At 39.0% G+C, this 18889-nt stretch carries 21 protein-coding genes and 1 riboswitch; of the genes, 19 read left to right on the top strand and 2 right to left on the bottom strand.

Going from position 1 to position 18889, the window contains the following annotated elements; translation table 11 throughout:
* Positions 1-13 precede the first annotated feature (13 nt).
* From HMPREF3116_RS00110 to fabV, 15 genes are all read left to right on the top strand, one after another.
* Entirely contained in the window at positions 14-661 is a 648-nt protein-coding gene (locus HMPREF3116_RS00110) for an adenylate kinase (protein WP_070466736.1), read from the top strand.
* 120 nt (positions 662-781) lie between these two features.
* Entirely contained in the window at positions 782-1000 is a 219-nt protein-coding gene (gene infA, locus HMPREF3116_RS00105) for a translation initiation factor IF-1 (protein WP_070466733.1), read from the top strand.
* A 31-nt stretch (positions 1001-1031) separates the two neighbouring features.
* Positions 1032-1145, top strand: coding sequence for a 50S ribosomal protein L36 (rpmJ, locus tag HMPREF3116_RS00100; protein WP_004262605.1), 114 nt, complete (start codon positions 1032-1034; stop codon positions 1143-1145).
* A 31-nt stretch (positions 1146-1176) separates the two neighbouring features.
* Complete coding sequence (rpsM, locus tag HMPREF3116_RS00095; RefSeq protein WP_070466730.1) at positions 1177-1542, top strand: 30S ribosomal protein S13; 366 nt, start codon at positions 1177-1179, stop codon at positions 1540-1542.
* A gap of 23 nt (positions 1543-1565) precedes the next feature.
* Positions 1566-1955: a 30S ribosomal protein S11 gene (gene rpsK, locus HMPREF3116_RS00090; protein WP_070466727.1), complete on the top strand. Its 390-nt coding sequence runs from the start codon at positions 1566-1568 to the stop codon at positions 1953-1955.
* 66 nt (positions 1956-2021) lie between these two features.
* Positions 2022-2966, top strand: a complete 945-nt coding sequence (locus tag HMPREF3116_RS00085; RefSeq protein ID WP_070466724.1) for a DNA-directed RNA polymerase subunit alpha — start codon at positions 2022-2024, stop codon at positions 2964-2966.
* Positions 2967-2991: 25 nt separating this feature from the next.
* Entirely contained in the window at positions 2992-3372 is a 381-nt protein-coding gene (rplQ, locus tag HMPREF3116_RS00080; RefSeq protein ID WP_070466722.1) for a 50S ribosomal protein L17, read from the top strand.
* Between the two features lie 416 nt (positions 3373-3788).
* Positions 3789-5696: an acyltransferase family protein gene (locus HMPREF3116_RS00075; protein ID WP_070466719.1), complete on the top strand. Its 1908-nt coding sequence runs from the start codon at positions 3789-3791 to the stop codon at positions 5694-5696.
* A 115-nt stretch (positions 5697-5811) separates the two neighbouring features.
* Entirely contained in the window at positions 5812-6243 is a 432-nt protein-coding gene (locus HMPREF3116_RS00070; protein ID WP_070466716.1) for an OsmC family protein, read from the top strand.
* A gap of 101 nt (positions 6244-6344) precedes the next feature.
* Positions 6345-6470: riboswitch (FMN riboswitch) on the top strand.
* 121 nt (positions 6471-6591) lie between these two features.
* Complete coding sequence (locus HMPREF3116_RS00065) at positions 6592-7434, top strand: energy-coupling factor ABC transporter ATP-binding protein (protein ID WP_070466714.1); 843 nt, start codon at positions 6592-6594, stop codon at positions 7432-7434.
* Entirely contained in the window at positions 7410-8324 is a 915-nt protein-coding gene (locus HMPREF3116_RS00060; RefSeq protein WP_070466710.1) for an energy-coupling factor ABC transporter ATP-binding protein, read from the top strand. Before HMPREF3116_RS00065 ends, HMPREF3116_RS00060 begins: the two co-directional genes overlap by 25 nt.
* Before the next feature lie 3 nt (positions 8325-8327).
* The gene (locus HMPREF3116_RS00055; protein ID WP_070466709.1) at positions 8328-9116 is read left to right on the top strand and encodes an energy-coupling factor transporter transmembrane component T family protein; all 789 of its coding nucleotides are present in this window, start codon (positions 8328-8330) and stop codon (positions 9114-9116) included.
* Between the two features lie 21 nt (positions 9117-9137).
* A complete protein-coding gene (gene truA, locus HMPREF3116_RS00050) occupies positions 9138-9959 on the top strand; it encodes a tRNA pseudouridine(38-40) synthase TruA (protein WP_070466706.1) in 822 nt (273 codons plus the stop codon).
* Between the two features lie 143 nt (positions 9960-10102).
* Positions 10103-10882, top strand: coding sequence for a type I 3-dehydroquinate dehydratase (aroD, locus tag HMPREF3116_RS00045; protein ID WP_070466703.1), 780 nt, complete (start codon positions 10103-10105; stop codon positions 10880-10882).
* Positions 10883-11072: 190 nt separating this feature from the next.
* Entirely contained in the window at positions 11073-12272 is a 1200-nt protein-coding gene (gene fabV / locus HMPREF3116_RS00040; RefSeq protein ID WP_070466700.1) for an enoyl-ACP reductase FabV, read from the top strand.
* A gap of 116 nt (positions 12273-12388) precedes the next feature.
* On the opposite strand, the gene HMPREF3116_RS00035 is transcribed toward fabV, so the two are convergent.
* The gene (locus tag HMPREF3116_RS00035; protein ID WP_070466844.1) at positions 12389-13279 is read right to left on the bottom strand and encodes a fructose bisphosphate aldolase; all 891 of its coding nucleotides are present in this window, start codon (positions 13277-13279) and stop codon (positions 12389-12391) included.
* Between the two features lie 200 nt (positions 13280-13479).
* On the opposite strand from HMPREF3116_RS00035, the gene pepF reads away from it, so the two are divergent.
* Complete coding sequence (pepF, locus tag HMPREF3116_RS00030) at positions 13480-15291, top strand: oligoendopeptidase F (RefSeq protein ID WP_070466697.1); 1812 nt, start codon at positions 13480-13482, stop codon at positions 15289-15291.
* A 293-nt stretch (positions 15292-15584) separates the two neighbouring features.
* Here pepF and HMPREF3116_RS00020 read toward each other — a convergent pair whose 3' ends face one another.
* On the bottom strand, positions 15585-16763 hold the full coding sequence (locus HMPREF3116_RS00020) for a uroporphyrinogen decarboxylase/cobalamine-independent methonine synthase family protein (RefSeq protein ID WP_070466690.1): 1179 nt from the start codon (positions 16761-16763) through the stop codon (positions 15585-15587).
* A gap of 127 nt (positions 16764-16890) precedes the next feature.
* Here HMPREF3116_RS00020 and HMPREF3116_RS00015 point away from each other — a divergent pair, with 127 nt between their 5' ends.
* The 3 genes from HMPREF3116_RS00015 to rpsI all read left to right on the top strand — a co-directional run bounded on the left by HMPREF3116_RS00015 (position 16891) and on the right by rpsI (position 18804).
* Complete coding sequence (locus HMPREF3116_RS00015) at positions 16891-17802, top strand: LysR family transcriptional regulator (protein WP_070466684.1); 912 nt, start codon at positions 16891-16893, stop codon at positions 17800-17802.
* Positions 17803-17953: 151 nt separating this feature from the next.
* The gene (rplM, locus tag HMPREF3116_RS00010; protein WP_070466681.1) at positions 17954-18397 is read left to right on the top strand and encodes a 50S ribosomal protein L13; all 444 of its coding nucleotides are present in this window, start codon (positions 17954-17956) and stop codon (positions 18395-18397) included.
* A gap of 14 nt (positions 18398-18411) precedes the next feature.
* A complete protein-coding gene (gene rpsI, locus HMPREF3116_RS00005) occupies positions 18412-18804 on the top strand; it encodes a 30S ribosomal protein S9 (protein WP_070466678.1) in 393 nt (130 codons plus the stop codon).
* Positions 18805-18889 lie beyond the last annotated feature (85 nt).

Raw genomic sequence — 18889 nt, 5'->3', positions numbered from 1 at the left:
TGGGAGGATAATAATGAATATTATTTTAATGGGCTTGCCTGGTGCCGGAAAAGGTACTCAAGCAGCTAAAATTGTCGAAGATTACAAATTTCCACATATTTCTACTGGAGATATGTTTAGATCAGCCATTGCAGAAGACACTGAATTAGGAAACAAAGCGAAATCATTCATGGATGATGGCGCACTAGTTCCTGATGAAGTAACAAATGGTATTGTTGAAGAAAGACTTCAAAAAGAAGATACACAAGCTGGCTTTATGCTAGACGGTTTTCCAAGAACAGAAGCGCAAGCTAAGGAACTTGGCGATATCATGACTCGCTTAAATCGTGACATTGATGCAGTTATTTACTTAGATGTGCCAACTGAAACCTTAAAAGAACGTTTATCAGGTCGCATCATTTGTAGTAACTGTGGCGCAACATACCACAAAGTTTTTAATAAGACAAAAGTAGACGGCGTATGCGATGTTTGCGGAAGCCATGATTTCTACCAACGTGAAGACGATAAACCTGAAGTTGTTGAAAATAGATTGCGTATTAATCAAGAACAACAACAGCCGATTTTAGATTTCTATGAAAATCAAGGTAAGCTTTATCGCATTCCTGGTGATATCGGTATTGACAATGTTTACGCTGAGATCCAAAAGATTTTAGATGAATAATATTTGTTGCTTTGAATCACTAATTATGGTAAGATATTCGGGTTGACTGAACATTTCGTGTTTCTATCCTATAATTCTATTAGTGATTAAACGAATCAACCACCATTAGGAGGAAAGACTTTGTCAAAAGAAGATATGATCGAAATTGAAGGTACTGTGACTGAAACATTACCTAATGCTATGTTTAAGGTCGAATTGGAAAATGGTTATGAAGTTTTAGCGCATATTTCAGGGAAAATGCGTGTAAACTACATCCGTATTTTACCAGGTGACCGTGTAAAAGTTGAGATGTCTCCATATGACTTGACGAAAGGTCGTATCACCTACCGATTCAAGTAATGTAGAGATATATAATCGAGGAGGTATAACTGTGAAAGTAAGAGCATCTGTTAAACCAATGTGTGAACATTGTAAAGTTATTCGCCGTAACGGTAAAGTTATGGTTATTTGTTCTAATCCAAAACATAAACAACGCCAAGGCTAATTAAAGATATTAAAAAGGAGGGTTTTCGTATATGGCTCGTATAGCAGGAGTAGATATTCCACGTGAGAAACGTATCGTTATTGCCTTAACATACATCTATGGTATCGGTAAAACGACTTCTCAAAAAATCTTAGCACAAGCTGAAATTTCAGAAGATACTCGTGTACGTGACTTGACTAACGATGAGTTAGACCGTTTACGTGCAGCAGTAGATTCAATTAAAGTTGAAGGTGATTTACGTCGTGAACGTGCTTTAGACATCAAACGTCTACAAGAAATCGGTTCATACCGTGGTATCCGTCACCGTCGTGGTTTACCAGTTCGTGGTCAAAACACCAAGAACAACGCACGTACGCGTAAAGGTAAAGCTGTCGCAATTCAAGGTAAGAAAAAATAATCTAAAAGGAGGTTAATTATACTATGGCTAAACGTCCAGTTTCTCGCAAACGTCGTTTGAAGAAAAATGTCGAAGCAGGTGTAGCACACATTCATTCTACATTTAACAATACTATCGTTATGATTACTGATGAGCATGGTAATGCAATTTCTTGGTCATCTGCAGGTGCTTTAGGATTTAAAGGTTCTCGTAAATCTACTCCATATGCAGCACAAATGGCTTCAGAAACAGCTTCAAAATCTGCTATGGAACATGGTATGAAATCTGTTGAAGTTTCAGTAAAAGGTCCTGGTTCAGGTCGTGAATCAGCTATTCGTGCTTTACAAGCAGCAGGTCTAGAAGTTACTGCTATTCGCGATGTAACACCTATTCCTCATAATGGTTGCCGTCCTCCAAAACGTCGTCGTGTTTAATCGATTGATGAACTTGGATATGCGATGATACATTTTCTCACGTTTTGAAAGGGGTAATTTGTCGATATGATCGAAATTGAAAAGCCAAATATTGAGACAATTGAAATTAGCGACGATAGTAAATTTGGTAAATTCGTTGTAGAACCATTAGAACGAGGCTATGGAACAACCCTAGGTAATTCATTACGTCGTATCTTGTTGTCCTCATTACCAGGTACAGCAGTTACATCAATCCAAATTGACGATGTTTTGCATGAATACTCAACAGTCCCAGGTGTACGTGAAGACGTTACTGAGATCGTGTTGAATGTAAAACAATTATCATTGAAATTGTATGACGTGGAAGAAAAACAAGTAGAAATTGACATCACAGGTCCAGCTGACGTAACAGCTGCTGATATTATTGCCGATGCTGATTTCGATGTTATGAATCCAGACTTACATATCTGCACGCTTGCTGAAGGCGCTCGTTTTCACATGATTATGAATGTTAAAAACGGACGTGGTTTTGTACGCTCAGAAAACAATAAAGTGGATTCTATGCCAATTGGCGAAATTCCAGTAGATTCTATCTACACACCAATTTCCAAAGTGAACTATCAAGTTGAAAATACTCGTATCGGAGAAATCAATGAATATGATAAATTAACGATGGATATTTGGACTGATGGTACAATTTCACCCGAAGAAGCATTAAGCTTAGCGGCAAAAATCATGACTGAACACTTGGAAGTATTCGTTAACTTAACGGATGAAGCTCGTCAAGTTGAAATTATGGTCGAAAAAGAAGAAACACAAAAAGAAAAGATGCTTGAAATGACTATTGAAGAACTAGACTTATCAGTACGTTCATACAACTGTCTAAAACGTGCAGGCATTAATACTGTTGAAGAATTGACTAACAAATCTGAACCAGAAATGATGAAAGTACGTAACTTGGGTCGTAAGTCTCTTGAAGAAGTTAAAAACAAGCTAGCTGCTCTTGACTTATCTTTACGTCAAGAAGATTAATAAATCATAAAGGAGGATAATGACAATGGGTTACCGTAAATTAGGTCGTAATAGCGCTCAACGTAAAGCTATGTTACGTGACTTAACTACTGATTTAATTATCAATGAACGTATTACTACAACAGAAACTCGTGCGAAAGAAATCCGTCGTACAGCTGAAAAAATGATTACTTTAGGTAAACGTGGAGATTTAGCTGCTCGTCGTCAAGCGAACCAATTTGTTCGTAACGAAATTGCTGATGTTCGCGCTGAAGGTGAAGACATCGTAATCGAGTCTGCTTTACAAAAATTATTCAACGATCTTGGTCCTCGTTACGCTGATCGACAAGGTGGGTACACACGTATCTTAAAAACAGAACCTCGTCGTGGTGATGCTGCACCAATGGTTATTCTTGAATTAGTTTAATAAAACTTTTAGTGATGTATAAAACGGAGTGTCATGATGTTGGTTGTACCTAGTATGGCCGAGTCTAGCTCTATCTACTCCTAGCGCGAATGAGTTCGCTAGGAGTGGAATATATCCATTAGTCTTTTGAATATATCAAGGCCAATTCATATAAGTGAATAATTGGTTCGGCATATGTGTTGTTTAACCAACAGGTGTTTGGTAGCATATATGCTTTTTTATTTTCTAAAGTGGTTGAGGCTAGGGCTCAACCACTTTTTTTGATACAATGGAAATTAAATTTTTGGAAACTTTTTATAAAACCTAAAATTGATGTTCTCTTTTTCCAGTACTATCGATATAATATATGTATTATAATTGCGTGAATTGTCTCTAGCTTCGACAATTTCGTGTTGATCAATGGAGAGGCGAGGATAATGAAGAGAAACTACTTTTCACAGTTTGATACAATTAGATTCTTAGCTATGCTAGGTATCATTTTATATCACTATTTAACACATCGTGTTTCTGGTGGTTTTTTAGGGGTAGATATTTTTCTTGTACTTTCGGGCTATTTAGTGACTAGTCAAATGGAGAGTAAATATGAAGCGAATATCCAGGATTCTTATTTTAAGAAAACTTGGAGGCGTATACGTAAAATTTGGTGGCCTATGGTCGTTATTACGATGGTGGGATTGACTTATTTATTATTATTTAGGCAACCACTTTTGGTTAATATTGGTATTAATCTAACAACGTCTTTGTTATTCGTCAATAATTGGCAACAGATACTCTCTGGTTCATCTTACTTTGCGAATATGTTGCATCCATCACTGACAACACATTATTGGTATATAGCTGTTTATATGCAATTTATGGTTCTATGGCCTTTATTCTTTAATGCTAGTCGACGATTTACGAAAACGAAATGGCAGTCGGGTTTGGTCATGCTCGGTGCTGCACTTTTGTCAGGCATTTTGATGGGCGTGATCTTTACACCTGGTGAGGACCCATCAAGAGTATACTATGGAACGGATACGAGATTTTTTTCTATCGCTCTTGGTGGAGCAGCTGCCCAATTGTTGGATATGGAACAACTAGCTGAATGGTTGAAGGACAGATTTGGTCGCTTTCACCACTTTATTGTTGATGTGGTACTATTAGGCTTATTGGCTATCCTAACTTATGGGATGCTCAAAATGCTTGATGCGTCGACGTTCACCTATTATGGTGGGATGTTTGCCTTTAACCTATTAGCTGCCGTAACGATTAGCTTGTTGACTTATAAAGGCTCTTGGGTTGGTTTTCTATTAAAATTTAAACCCTTGCGATGGTTAGGTCAGCGTACATTCCACATGTATTTATGGTATTACCCAATCAATGTGCTATTCCATATGGTACCTACCAATCAGAATTGGTTTACCAATAGTATTTGGCCACAAGTTATTTTGATTATCGTCCTCTCTTGTTTATCTTATGCCCTACTAGAGGAAAAAAGATGGCCGGTACCGATTTTTAATGAAGTCCCAAACAATGAACCAGTCCGTCTTTTCACGAAGATTCATCAATTATTTAGCCAACCAGCACCTTGGTTGACCCGCATTTTATTCATAGCTTTTACCTTCGTATTTATTGGAGGAGCTAGTGCAGTTGCAATTTCTAAACCAGCAGAAAATGTGACTGTAGAAGAGCAGCAAGCTGCTGAGCAGGCCAAGAAAATTGAAGAATTGAATAAACAAAGGGCTGAGCAAGAAAAACAAGCAGATGCGAGTCTTTCAACTTATAAAAAGAATTTGAGTGAAACGTCATTAGGATTTTACCAAGGTATTCCGGATGACCAGGCTCGGTTTGCTTATCAGTTATCTGTGACTTTCATCGGCGACTCCCTAATGGTGGGCGAATCAGAAGGCTTGTATACCTTGTATCCTAATGCGATTGTTGATGCTGCGGTTGGTCGTCAGTTATATACCTTAGCTGGCTATCCAACTAGCTTAGACAGCCAAGGCATGCTTAAGGATGTCGTCTTAGTTGATCTAGGTGCGAATGGTGGCTTTACATCAGCACAAATCAGTGATTTCTTAGACGAAATTGGTCGAGAGAAAACGATTTTTCTCGTGAATACGCATGTTGATCGCCCTTGGGCAGATGATGTCAATAAAACTTTAGCTCAAGTGGCTAGTGACGATAGCGATTCAATTTACTTACTAGATTGGCATGATTACTATACTAGCCATGCTGAAGCGCCTACTTGGTTAAGTCAGGATGGGGTACACTTTAATCCTGATGGCGGTCAAGTTTGGTTACAATTTGTGACAAATGGTATGTATCAAGTATTGAAAAAATAATATTAAATTGATAGGCTATTGCATGCGTTAAATGCAATGGCCTTTTTTGTTAGGAGAAATAGGGGTATAATGACCCATATTAGACTATAACCAAGAGGATGGAGGCGTTTTGCATATGGATTTGGATAAGTTGTTATATACAACACGAGTGCATAATGACCAAGGAATTAAGGGAACGGCCTGGGTTGAAGGAGAAAATGAGTTGCGAGTGGTAACTTCTAGTCCATTGAAACCAGAAGAAGCGGGTACAAACCCCGAGCAATTGATTGCCTTATCATGGGCAACTTGCTTGAATGCGACAATAGAAATTGCCTTAAAACGTCACGGTTTCAAAGATGTATCTAGTGAAGTGGCTATTCAGGTAGACTACAGATTAAATCAGGAAACCTCTATTACATATTTTGGGTTTAAGGTGGATATATATATAGACTTAGCGCAAAATAAAGCGGATGAAATCGTCGATGAAGCAGAAAGTCGATGCCCAGTATCTCAAATTATTGGTGATTACCCGCATGTTGAAATAGTTGTACATGCTAATGATGAGTGACTATTTAGGAGATATTTTAAATGGGATACGATAGGTGTCTTGACATCTAATGATTGCTTTTAATGTTGGATTTTAGTAGACTAAACTAAGAAAAATAAATGAAATGTCTTCAGGGCAGGGTGCGAGTCCCGATCGGCGGTAAAGTCCGCGAATTACCGGCTAATGTGGGTGATTGAACTAGTGAGATTCTAGTACCGACTGTTACAGTCAGGATGGAAGAAGCGTATAGTAGAAGAGACAAGCTAGTGATAAAAAGAAGTTAGCCTGATTTATTCTTCTTTAACAAACTCTTCCAAGTAACATTGGAGGAGTTTTTTCTTAAATATATAAAGTGAGCGAGGAAACAAGATGTCGAAACCGATTATTCAAGTTCAAGATTTGTCTTTTCAATATAGCCAATCAGACGAGAGATTCGCTATAGATGGGTTATCTACGTCAATTTATGAAGGTGAGTGGCTAGCAATTATTGGCCATAATGGGTCTGGAAAATCAACATTTTCAAAGCTATTAGTGGGTCTATTAGAAGCGAAATCAGGCACAATTGAAGTAGACGGAAAAGTCCTATCTATGGAAACCGTATGGGATATTCGTAGTCAAATTGGCCTCGTCTTTCAAAATCCAGATAACCAATTTGTAGGTGCTACTGTAGAGGATGATGTGGCTTTTGCTTTGGAGAATAGGGGCATACCTGTTGAGGAAATGCATGAACGCGTAGCTTCTGCTCTTAAAAGAGTCAAAATGTGGGATTACCGGGACAAGGAACCTGCATCTTTATCAGGGGGACAAAAGCAACGTGTAGCAATTGCTGGTGTTATTGCTATGGCACCAAAGATTATGATTCTTGATGAATCGACATCTATGTTAGATCCAGAAGGACGGGAAGAGTTGATGGCGGTAGTAGCGGATATCAAGCAAGATAATGACTTGACTGTTATTTCAATTACTCATGACTTAAATGAAGCAGCGGAAGCAGACCGTATACTGGTGTTTAAAGAAGGAAACATTATTAAAGAAGGCCGACCAGCTGATATTTTTACTTATGGCCATAAGTTGACTGAAGTAGGGTTGGACGTGCCTTTTGCCGAGCAACTAAAGCGTGCACTTGCTAAACGTGGTGTAGATGTACCGAGTGATTATATTGATGAGGAAGGGTTAGGTGAATGGTTATGCAAATCGCATTTGAACATGTAGGTTTTACTTATGGTGCTGGCACGCCATTTGCTAGTGAGGCCCTGCATGATATTAATGTGACCATTCCAGACGGGTCATACACGGCTATAATCGGGCATACAGGGTCCGGAAAGTCTACCATCACCCAACACCTTAACGCTTTAGTACAACCTACTGTAGGGCAAGTACGGATTGGTGAGGCGGTAGTGTCAGCTGACTCTAAACCTAAAGACTTGAAAGCTATCCGTCAAAGAGTGGGCATGGTCTTTCAATTTCCAGAAGGACAACTATTTGAAGAGACGGTCATTAAAGATGTGATGTTTGGTCCGATGAATTTTGGTGACGATGAAGCAACTGCCAGAAAGAAAGCTGAGTCAGCTCTAGAAGCAGTGGGGATTTTGCCTAGCCTGTATGAACGGTCTCCATTTGAGTTATCTGGGGGTCAGATGCGACGGGTGGCGATTGCTGGGGTAATGGCCATGAAGCCTGAAGTATTGGTTTTAGATGAACCGACAGCTGGATTAGATCCTAAAGGTCGTATTGAGATGATGAATATGTTTGATCGTTTATACCGTGACCAAGGTTTAACAATCGTTTTAGTCACGCATCAAATGGAAGATGTGGCCGCTTATGCCAACCATGTGATTGTGATGGATGCGGGGACATGTGTGAAAGAAGGCACACCAGCTGAAGTATTTCAAGATCCTAATTGGTTAGCGGATCACCAATTAGCTTTGCCGGATGCAGCTGACTTTGCTTTTAATTTACAGCATAAAATACAAGGTTCACTTTGGGATAATGCGCAAGCTATCCCCTTAACTGTTGATGAGCTGGCTGACTTAATTGTAGACCAATTAGATTTACCAACAAGTGGTAATTCAGCTGCCAATATAAAGGAAGGAGACCAATAATAAATGAAAGATAAATTAATTATTGGCCGGTATATTCCTGGTAATTCATTGATGCACAAGTTAGATCCACGTGTAAAATTAGTTGGTTTGATTGTCATGATGTTATTAGTCTTTGCAGCAACTCATTTAACAACAAATATCATTATGATTGTAGTGGTAACTATTCTTGTCTTTTTAACGGGTATTTCTCTTAGGGTCTTTTTACGTGGGTTACGGCCCATGATTGCGATTATAGTATTTACGGTGGTCTTACAGATTTTGTTCACCCATACTGGCGATGTGCTATGGTCTTTTGGTCCCTTAGCTTTAACCACTGGTGGCTTAACAAACGCGGCTTATATTTTTGTTCGTTTCCTATTGATTATTTTCCTATCTACTATTTTAACTTTGACAACGCAACCCCTAGCAATTACTGACGCTATGGAAGCTTTGTTGAAGCCTGTTCGCAATATTTTACCCGTGCATGAAATTGCCTTGATGCTATCGATCGCCTTACGGTTTGTGCCAACTTTACTTGAAGAGGCAGATAAAATTATGAATGCACAGCGGGCTCGAGGGGTGGACTTTTCTGAGGGGAGTATCCTTCTGCGAGTGAAAGCTTTTATCCCAGTATTAATCCCTTTGTTTATTTCTGCTTTTAATAGAGCTTATGATCTGGCTACCGCTATGGAAGCGCGTGGTTATCGAGGCGGTGAAGGTCGGACTAAGTATCGTCAATTGCATTGGGGCAAAAGAGATACCCTTGCGAGTATTGCACTTGCTGTTTTGACAGTAGTTATGATCATCTTATAGTCACTAGAAGGAGGGCAAATTTTGCCTAGATTTAAAGTAACCTTACAATATGATGGCACACCATTTGTCGGTTTCCAAGTTCAACCGAATGGGCCCACGGTACAAGCAGCGCTTGAGAAAGCTTTAAAGCTAATGTCAAAAGGTCATGATATCCCAGTGGTTGGGTCAGGGCGAACTGATTCGGGTGTACATGCCTTGGGTCAGGTCATTCATTTTGATTACCCAGCTGAAATAGAAGAAGCAGCAATCTTACGGGCTTTGAATTCAATTTTGGACGATTCGATTCGTATCATTAAAGTAGAACGAGTAGAAGCGGATTTTCATGCTCGTTTCCATACCAATGGGAAGAAGTATATTTATAAGGTAGATACGTCACCATTTCCTTCTCCCTTTACAAGACAATATATGTACCATCATCCTTATAAAACGGATGTAGACCGGATGCAAGCAGCTTTAAAGGATATCATAGGTATCCATGACTTTAAGTCTTTCTGTTCGACAAAAACAGATAAAATAAATTTTGTTCGGGAAGTTTACCGAGCTGAAGTAACGGCTGATCCAGAAGAAGAGACGTTAACCTTTGTGTTTGCAGGGTCTGGTTTCCTTTACAATATGGTCCGTATTTTGGTGGGGACCTCTTTACAAATTGGGGATGGTTTACGGCCAGTTGATGAAATGAAACGATTGATTGCAGCCAAAGACCGCAATGAAGCGGGACCGACGGCGGCTGCTCATGGTTTATATTTAGCTGAAGTCTACTATTTGGACCCAGTAGAACGAAAGAAAGTGACCAGGGACTACTTCGACTATAAAGCAAGATTAGGGGATAATCAGACTTTATAATAACAAGATGCGGATATGGAATTAAAATGCTAATGTTTTATCATAAATTTTATATAGATTAAAATGTGAAAACTCGATACAATAAACTTATCAAATTGTATCGAGTTTTTTTATTTTACCCTTGATATAAGAAGGAGTCCAACATGAAAAGTGTAAAAATTGCTTCCTTGAAGTTTGGGGAGGATAGACCAAAAATTATTATTCCTTTAGCTGAGGATAATGCTGTAGATATTATGAACTGTGCCAACTTCTACCGCCGTCAGCCAGGTGATATGGTTGAATGGCGGATTGATTATTTTGACGATTTTGACGAGCTGGAAGAGTTGGCTGAATTGAGTAAACGGGTGAAAACCTCTATTCAAAAACCTTTACTTGCCACCTTTAGAACCTTGAACGAAGGCGGGGAGTCAGCTATTGGCAAGAGCCAGTATGTTGAAATGTATCGGTATTTAATCCAAGCAAAAGCAGTAGATGCTATTGATATTGAATTTGAACGCGGTCAAGATATTTTAGACAACTTGATTCCATACGCTCATAAGCATCAAGTGAAAGTGATTGTATCTTATCATGATTTTGTCAAAACACCTGGAGAAAATGATATGGTCAAACGTCTACAAAAGATGGGTCAGTCAGAGGCGGATATCGTTAAAATGGCTGTTATGCCACACGACGAAGCGGATGTATTATCCTTAATGAACGCAACCAAACAAGCGTCTACTTTAATTGACCAACCATTGATCACTATGTCAATGGGCAGATTAGGTAAGATTACCCGTATTGCCGGAGAAATCTTTAAGTCCAGTGCGACTTTTGCTACTGTAGAAGGAATGACTTCTGCGCCAGGCCAAATGGACGTTGAAGATGTAGAAGAGTGTGTAGCCTTGTTGAACTTGCAGGCTGATGATATGGATGATGACTTTTAGCTAAAACGAAACATGATGTAGGAGGATTGCAGGCTTTAAACCGCAGTCCTTTTATTTTTGAACTTTTTTCATTCAACAGCTAGTTTTTTGATATAATTATGTAAAACTTTACTACTAGTTTTCTTAACTATATAATGAATGGATGAACAATAGGCAAAAAACAGAGATGAGTATACATTAGGAGAGTAATATGACATTAGAATTTAAAGCAAAAATGCGCGGTAATGTACTCGTTGGGGTAAATCCAATGGGCTTGAAACAAGCTGTAAATAATCAAATTCAATATGTAAAAGACCAAGGAACCTTTGAAGGCCCAAAGAAAGTTTTAGTATTAGGAGGGTCTTCTTCTTATGGTTTGGCTAGTCGGATTAATCTAGCTTTTGGCGCAGGTGCGGATACGATTTCTGTTTCCCATGGTGGAGGACCGAAATCTGAAAAAAACTTAGGGAAGCCAGGTTGGTATAATAATATCTTTTTCCGTCAAGCAGCAGAGGCAGAAGGGTTAATTGCGAAAAATATTATGGCCGATGCCTTCTCAAACGAAGCTAAAGACCAAGTTATTGACTTTATTAAGCGTGAATTTGGTGGAAAAGTAGATTTTGTGGTTTATTCATTAGCTTCAGGCCGTCGTACTGATCCAAATACAGGTGAAACATACAATTCTGTCATTAAATCAATCGGACAAGAAGTTGTTGGACCAAATGTGAACTTACAAAAGGAAACTTTTGATGAACAAGTGCTTCAACCTGCAACTGAACAAGAAATCGCTGATACTGTAAAAGTAATGGGTGGTGAAGATTGGCGGATGTGGATGAATGCTTTACATGAAGCAGATGTGCTTGCTGAAGGTGTTGAAACGGTGGTTTATTCGTATTTAGGTGCTGAATTAAACGAATCTTACTACAATAAAGGGACTTTAGGTCGTGCTAAAGCTGACTGTGATAGAGCAGCAGCCTTAATCAATGAAGATTTAAAAGATATCAATGGAAAAGCAACTGTTGTTGTGGCAACAGCTGTGACGACAAAAGCGTCATCAGTTATTCCATTCTTCCCAGTTTATTGTCTAGGTTTGTATAAGGTAATGGAAGCACGTGGTCAACATGAAACGCCAATTATGCATATTGACCGGATTTTCCGTGACATGTTGTTTGGTGATAAGCCAGAGTTTGATGAAGAAGGCCGTTTGCGTCCGGATTCATGGGAATTAGATCCAGAAGTACAAGCTGAAACGAAGGCTTTAATTGAACAGATTAACCAAGACAATTTTAATACTGACTTTACTGCATGGGATACTTTCATGACAGAGTTTTTAAACTTAAATGGTTTTGAAGTAGCTGGATATGAAGAAAAACCAGTAACTTATGAAGAAATCGTGAATTTAAAACCCTAAACAGTGATAACCATTATCAAGCACGGTAAGTAAGAGGCGTTCGACTTATCGTGCTTTTTGCTATCAAAAAAGCTCAGAAGACCCAAATCTCCTGAGCATATTTAAATTAAATGCTTTTATTTTTTGTTAACGGATGCGTCGTAAATGGTATCAATAGCGCTGGCTAATAAGTCATTAAATTCGTCATCTGCTTGGCTTGCGCGCAAGTCGGATGCGAGGGCACGTGAGAATGACGCGATCATATCGTGGTTTTCCGCCAATAATTCATTGGCTTCTTCACGGGTATAACCACCTGATAAGGCCACTACACGAACAACATTAGGATGACTGGCTAATTCACGATAAGTATCTGGTACAGTAGGGATAGTCAGCTTCAACATGACTAAGTCATTTTCCCCTAATTGGTTTAAATGTAATCTGATTTCTTCAGCTAATAATTCTTCGATGGCTGCCTTGTCTTCAGCCTTGATATTCACTTCAGGTTCAATAATCGGTACTAAACCTGCATCGATAACCTGTTTAGCGACTTCAAATTGTTGGTCGACCACTTCTTTAATGCCGACAGGGTTAAATGCGAGAATATTAGACCGTTCCTTAGTACCGAAAATACCGCGGTCATTTGCACGTGCTAATAGGTCGTCAAGGTCTGGCATATCTTTCATTAATTGTACGCCATTGGCTTCTTCAGCAAGTCCTTTATCGATTTTAAGGAAGGGGACGATCCCTTTTTCAGCTAAGTATTCTGCGGTGTATTTGCCGTCTACTTGGCGATCCATGGTATTTTCAAATAGGATAGCAGCTAGAATTTTATCGCTGGTAAAAGCTGGGCTGGTCATGATTCGCGTCCGCATTTCATGAACTTTCGCAAACATTTCGTCTTCATTGCTGTATGTATCTTCAGCTACCCCATAGGCTAATAGGGCTTTTGGTGTTGAACCGCCTGATTGGTCTAGGGCAGCGATAAATCCAGGCGCATTTGACATGCGTTCTAATTGTGTTTGATTGATTGACATATTGAAAATTCCTCCTTAAAAATTAGCGGTGGTATCATTTCGTCACCTATTATTATGAACCTAATATTTTAAAAATCCAAAGAAAGACACTTGTGAAAAAGGACAGCCAACCTATTTCTGGTAAGTTTTGGGGTTTTAGTGTTAAACTTGTTTTAAGAAAAATACCATTAAGCTAGGAAAGAAGGATTTGCCGGATGACAACAGAAAATACATTCCCAACGCGTGACCAGGTTAAAGTCGAAACGACGTGGGATCTCAGCCAAATTTTTAAAGATGAAGCTACTTTTGAAGAGAAGTTAGCCGAATTTAAAGACCTAGGACAAGCTTTCAAAGAGGATTATGAAGGCAAATTAAGTGACGCGAGTGCTATTGCTAAAGCAATTTTAGCAGCATCTGATATTCAAGTATTAGGGTCACAATTGATGCACTATACTTTTTTAGCGGTTGAAGCCGACCGTACGAATTCACAAGCAGTCTTGAAATTACATAAGGTATCGGCAGCAAGTAAAAATGTTCAAGAAGCCATGCTATTCTTCCAAAATGCCTTGCTAGAAAAACCAATGGCTGAACTGGAGAAAGTAAAGACTATTGCCCCAGAAACAGCAGATTATATTGCGGAAGTTGAGCGCCAACAAGCGATATATTTGGGTGCTAAGGTAGAAGATGTCTTATTCCAATTCGACCAAGCGCATGATCAAAATTACGAAGTATATAACAACGCTAAATTGGCCGACTTAACATTCCCTGATTTTGAAGTAGCGGGTAAGACATATCCTTTAAGCTTTGTTTTATACGAAGATAAATATATGTTTGAAGAGGATACAACCGTTCGTCGGGCAGCTTTTGACGCTTTCTCAAAAGAATTGGCAAAATACCAAAATACTTTCGCAACAACTTATTATGGTCACGTCTTGCAAGAAAAAGCCCAAGCCAATATCCGTGGCTATGAATCAGTAATTGACTACCTACTCTTTAGTCAAGACGTTGATCGTGACTTATATGATCGTCAAATAGATGTTATTATGGAGAAATTGGCACCGGTTATGCGTAAATATATCAACCACGTCAAAGAAGTTCGTGGATTAGATAAAATGACATATGCTGACTTAAAAATCGGTTTGGATCCAACTTTTTCAAAACCCGTTTCTTTTGAAGAATCAGAAGCCTACGTTAAAGAAGCCACAGCGATCATGGGGGAAGACTACTTTAATGAAATCGCACCAGCCTTCAGTGACCGTTGGGTAGATTATGCCCAAAATATTGGTAAATCAACTGGTGGATTTGCAACAATGGCAGCAGATGTCCATCCATATATTTTGATGAGCTGGACTGAGCAATTATCTGATGTTTATACCTTAATTCATGAATTGGGCCACGCCGGTCAAATGAGCCGGGCAGAAGCCAACAACTTGTTTATTTCAAGTGAACCAAGCTTATACCTGATTGAAGCGCCATCAACATTCAACGAATTACTATTAACTGGGTACTTACAAGCTAATGGGGAAGACGATCGTACTCAACGCTTTGCCTTAGCCAATATGCTGACCAATACATACTTCCATAATTTTATTACGCACTTGTTAGAAGCGGCCTACCAACGTGAAGTTTACCGCCTAATTGACCGCGGGGAAGCCTTCACAGCTGAAACCCTTTCTGACTTGAAAAAAGGGGTATTAGAAGCTTTCTGGGGTGATGCTGTAGAAATCAATCCGGGTGCTGAATTAACTTGGATGCGTCAACCACATTACTACATGGGCTTATATTCATACACCTATTCAGCAGGCTTAACAATTGCGACACAAGCCTATTTGAATATCCGATCAGGTGAAGACGATCAAGCTATTGAAAAATGGATCAACTTTTTGAAATTGGGGCGGGTTAATCCAGTTGAAGCTGCAAAAGTAGCAGGAGTGGATATTACAAGCAGTGAACCATTAGAGAATACCATTGTCTTCTTAAACGATACAGTTGACGCCATTATTGACTATTCAAAGAAATTGGCTTAAAGAAGACAGGGGATTGCCACAAATAAATAGAGAGAAAGTTTGGTGGACAGATGATTTGGGTATTTTTCGTAGCAGCTTTTTTGCTACTGATTACCAGTAATTATATGTACAAAAAAGAGCAGAAGCGGATTTACCTGATCTTTGGGGTGCTAGCAGTAGTCCTGTTAATCTTCTTCATGGCTTTCTTTATGCTGCATACCACACAGGGAATGTAACATATGAACACATTAAGAAAAGCGGTTGGCGTGGGGGCCAACCGCTTTTTTGAAGGATGGTAGTTTTGTGATGATCATTTATTCACCAAAGTATTTATAAGCGATGTCTTGTCCTTGTTTGATTTTGTCCCATTGGTTTTCATGGGTTAATTCATTACCACCGTCACATGAGGCAAAGCCACATTGGTGAGATAGGTATAATCGATCTTTTGATACATATTTGCTAGCTTCTTCTAAGCCGTTTAGGGCGCGTTCTTCATCGTCTAAATCAGCTGTTTTTGATGATAGTAAACCTAATACAACTTCTACTTGGTCGTTGTCTTTGAAGGCTTCTAATGCATCGATTGAACCAGCACGCTCGTCGTCCCATTCTAAGTAGAAACGGTCGTAACGTTGGTTTTTCAAGAAATAATGCGCAATTTTTTCATACGAACCGTTGGATGCATGTCGAGATGCGTAGTTACCACGACAGTTGTGGGTGTACACTTTTAACCCTAATTCATGACCGTAATCAATGATTGCATTATTAATAGCTACATAAGCTTCTGCACTGGCTTTAGCTGCCTCATCATCCCAAGTACCATCTTCATTTCTGAATGGTGAGTTTGATGAGTCTTCTGCATGGATTGTCCATAGACAGTCATCTAATTGAATGATTTTTCCGCCTTCTTGTACATATTCATCTAAGAATTCTTTGTAGGCATTGATTAAACCTTCTTTTAATTCAGCTTGTGATTGGTATACTTGGTTGTATGTTTGTAGGTTTAAACCTAAATCAACATAGATATGACCTGGTGAAGGGATACAAACTTTTACATCAGCATCTGAATCATTTAAGGCGACTAAGCGCTTGTAGTGGTCAATAAAAGGATGGTTTTTACCTGATAAAGGTTTGAAGATTTCAATTCCGATATCTTTACGTGTTTCAAATGGGTTTTCGTCGTTATGATCAACAAAGATATACCCTTGATCAGCAATGAAACGACGTACCCCGTCAAAGCCCCAAACAAAGTCTAGATGCCATAATGATTTTGAGTATTCGCCATCTGTAATTTCAGGGAAGTCTAATTCGATTTCTTTTTTTACGATATCAGCTACAGCTTCGTCTTCTACTTTTTTATAATTGTCAAAGTCTTGGTAGAATGGATATTGAATATCATCGCGAGCTTCAATCTGACGTTTATAGGTTAGTAAGTCTTCTGGACGTAAGAATGAGCCAACTGTAAGGAATCGTTTTGAAGTTTGTGTTTGTGTCATAGTAATGTTCTCCTTTTTCGATAAATATTTTTGAACTTGTTATGAGTATATGGGTGTGACATAATAATTACAAATATCTATTGGGTGTTGGTTTTCATAGTTTGAAACTATGATTAGGGGGTAAGAGATGCGAATTGAAGCTTTACAGTATTTTATGAAGGTTGTTGAAGTGGGCAATATGACTCAGGCAGCGAAAGAATTGTTTATAGCCCAGCCTTCTTTGTCGAAAGCTATGACAAATTTGGAGGCGGAAATGGGGATAACCTTGTTCCAAAGAACAGCTAAGGGGACCGTTCTGACGGTGCAAGGGGAGGAATTTCTCCAGTATGCAAGGCAGGTTTTAGAGCAGATTGATCTAATGAATCATCGCTATAAGGAAGGAGACCAAGCCAACCGAATATTTTCTGTGTCTGGGCAGCATTATGCTTTTGTAGTGGATGCTTTTGTGAAGTTACTAAGGGAGATGGATGCAGATCAGTATGAGGCGACATTGAAAGAAGAACGAACATTTGAGGTGTTAGATGATGTTGCGAATTTTACCTCTGAGATAGGCGTTATTTACCGGTCTAATTATAATCAGAAGGTATTAGAAGGGGCTTTTCAAGAGAAGCAACTGACTTTTACACCATTGTTTAAAGCGGCACCACATGTGTTTATTGATAAAGGGCATCCTTTAGCAAAGCAAACAACCATTAGTTTAGATGACTTAACCGCTTATCCTCGTTTATCATATGAACAAGGCACCCACAACTCTTTCTACTATTGGGAAGAGATTTTAGCGGATATTCCTGTCCCCAAACGGATTATTGTATCTGACCGGGCAACGTTATTTAATTTACTCATTGGTCTAGATGGCTATACGATTTCTTCAGGCATCATTAATGATGATTTAAATAGTCCAGATATCTTAGCAATTCCTCTTGAGTCAGACGAGGTGATTGAACTGGGTTACCTAACCGCTAATCGTCACCAACTTTCTTCAATTGCTAAACGCTATTTAGCTTTGCTCGAAGAATCTATCCAACAATACGCCAAATAAGAAATCTATGATAAGGAATTTTTTCGTGGAAAAGGATTGACTTAATGAATTTTAAAATGGTACAATATAAGACGGTATTGTTTGCCCCATGATAGGCCCCGGAAACCAATTATGAATCGAACAATCAGACAAGATAAACGGAGGAAATATAATGCGTACAACATATATGGCGAAAGCAAACGAAGTTGAACGTAACTGGGTTGTCTTAGACGCTACAGATGTTCCATTAGGACGTCTATCAACAGTTGCGGCAAGCATGTTACGTGGTAAAAATAAACCAACATTCACACCAAACGTTGACACAGGTGATCAAGTTATCATCATCAACGCTGAAAAAGTGAAATTAACTGGTAAAAAAGCAACAGATAAAAAATACTACCGTCACTCAGGTTACCCAGGTGGTATCTATGAAACAACTGCAGGTACATTACGTGATGAAAAACCAGCACGTTTAATCGAAACTTCAGTTAAAGGTATGTTACCAAAAAACCGTTTAGGCCGTTCTCAATTTACACACCTACACGTATACGCTGGTGCGGAACACCCACATGCAGCACAACAACCTAAACAATTAGACATTAACGAATTAATCTAAGGAGGGAAAAGCAAATGGCACAAGCTCAATACATCGCAACAGGCCGTCGTAAAAACTCAACAGCCCGTGTACGCTTAGTACCTGGTACAGGTAAAATCGTTTTTAACGGTAAAGAAATGGAAGATTACCTACCATACGAATCATTATTCGTAATCGTTAAACAACCTTTAGCAGTTACACAAACTGAAGGCCAATATGACATCTTCATCAACGTTAACGGTGGTGGATATGCTGGTCAATCAGGTGCAGCGCGTCACGGTATCTCTCGTGCATTATTAGAAGTAGATCCTGACTTCCGTAAACCACTTAAAGATGCTGGTCTTTTAACACGTGACCCACGTATGAAAGAACGTAAAAAACCAGGTCTTAAAAAAGCGCGTAAAGCACCTCAATTCTCAAAACGTTAATTTCATTGTTATATCAATGTTTACAAGCACTTCATGGTTCACGCCATGGGGTGTTTTTTGGCTCTTCGTCAAATCGGACTGATGA

The sequence above is a fragment of the Aerococcus sp. HMSC10H05 genome (genome assembly GCF_001806975.1).
In the GTDB taxonomy this organism is placed as follows: domain Bacteria; phylum Bacillota; class Bacilli; order Lactobacillales; family Aerococcaceae; genus Aerococcus; species Aerococcus viridans_B.
Note: the sequence above shows the minus strand (reverse complement) of the source record. Positions and strands in the feature narration are given on the sequence as shown.

What these genes read in the sequence shown, in the direction of transcription:
- HMPREF3116_RS00110 (WP_070466736.1), top strand. Translation starts at nt 14, where the DNA reads ATGAATATTATTTTAATGGGCTTGCCTGGTGCCGGAAAAGGTACTCAA.
- rpsM (WP_070466730.1), top strand. Translation starts at nt 1,177, where the DNA reads ATGGCTCGTATAGCAGGAGTAGATATTCCACGTGAGAAACGTATCGTT.
- rpsK (WP_070466727.1), top strand. Translation starts at nt 1,566, where the DNA reads ATGGCTAAACGTCCAGTTTCTCGCAAACGTCGTTTGAAGAAAAATGTC.
- HMPREF3116_RS00085 (WP_070466724.1), top strand. Translation starts at nt 2,022, where the DNA reads ATGATCGAAATTGAAAAGCCAAATATTGAGACAATTGAAATTAGCGAC.
- rplQ (WP_070466722.1), top strand. Translation starts at nt 2,992, where the DNA reads ATGGGTTACCGTAAATTAGGTCGTAATAGCGCTCAACGTAAAGCTATG.
- HMPREF3116_RS00075 (WP_070466719.1), top strand. Translation starts at nt 3,789, where the DNA reads ATGAAGAGAAACTACTTTTCACAGTTTGATACAATTAGATTCTTAGCT.
- HMPREF3116_RS00070 (WP_070466716.1), top strand. Translation starts at nt 5,812, where the DNA reads ATGGATTTGGATAAGTTGTTATATACAACACGAGTGCATAATGACCAA.
- HMPREF3116_RS00065 (WP_070466714.1), top strand. Translation starts at nt 6,592, where the DNA reads ATGTCGAAACCGATTATTCAAGTTCAAGATTTGTCTTTTCAATATAGC.
- HMPREF3116_RS00060 (WP_070466710.1), top strand. Translation starts at nt 7,410, where the DNA reads ATGCAAATCGCATTTGAACATGTAGGTTTTACTTATGGTGCTGGCACG.
- HMPREF3116_RS00055 (WP_070466709.1), top strand. Translation starts at nt 8,328, where the DNA reads ATGAAAGATAAATTAATTATTGGCCGGTATATTCCTGGTAATTCATTG.
- aroD (WP_070466703.1), top strand. Translation starts at nt 10,103, where the DNA reads ATGAAAAGTGTAAAAATTGCTTCCTTGAAGTTTGGGGAGGATAGACCA.
- fabV (WP_070466700.1), top strand. Translation starts at nt 11,073, where the DNA reads ATGACATTAGAATTTAAAGCAAAAATGCGCGGTAATGTACTCGTTGGG.
- pepF (WP_070466697.1), top strand. Translation starts at nt 13,480, where the DNA reads ATGACAACAGAAAATACATTCCCAACGCGTGACCAGGTTAAAGTCGAA.
- HMPREF3116_RS00020 (WP_070466690.1), bottom strand. Translation starts at nt 16,763, where the DNA reads ATGACACAAACACAAACTTCAAAACGATTCCTTACAGTTGGCTCATTC.
- HMPREF3116_RS00015 (WP_070466684.1), top strand. Translation starts at nt 16,891, where the DNA reads ATGCGAATTGAAGCTTTACAGTATTTTATGAAGGTTGTTGAAGTGGGC.
- rplM (WP_070466681.1), top strand. Translation starts at nt 17,954, where the DNA reads ATGCGTACAACATATATGGCGAAAGCAAACGAAGTTGAACGTAACTGG.
- rpsI (WP_070466678.1), top strand. Translation starts at nt 18,412, where the DNA reads ATGGCACAAGCTCAATACATCGCAACAGGCCGTCGTAAAAACTCAACA.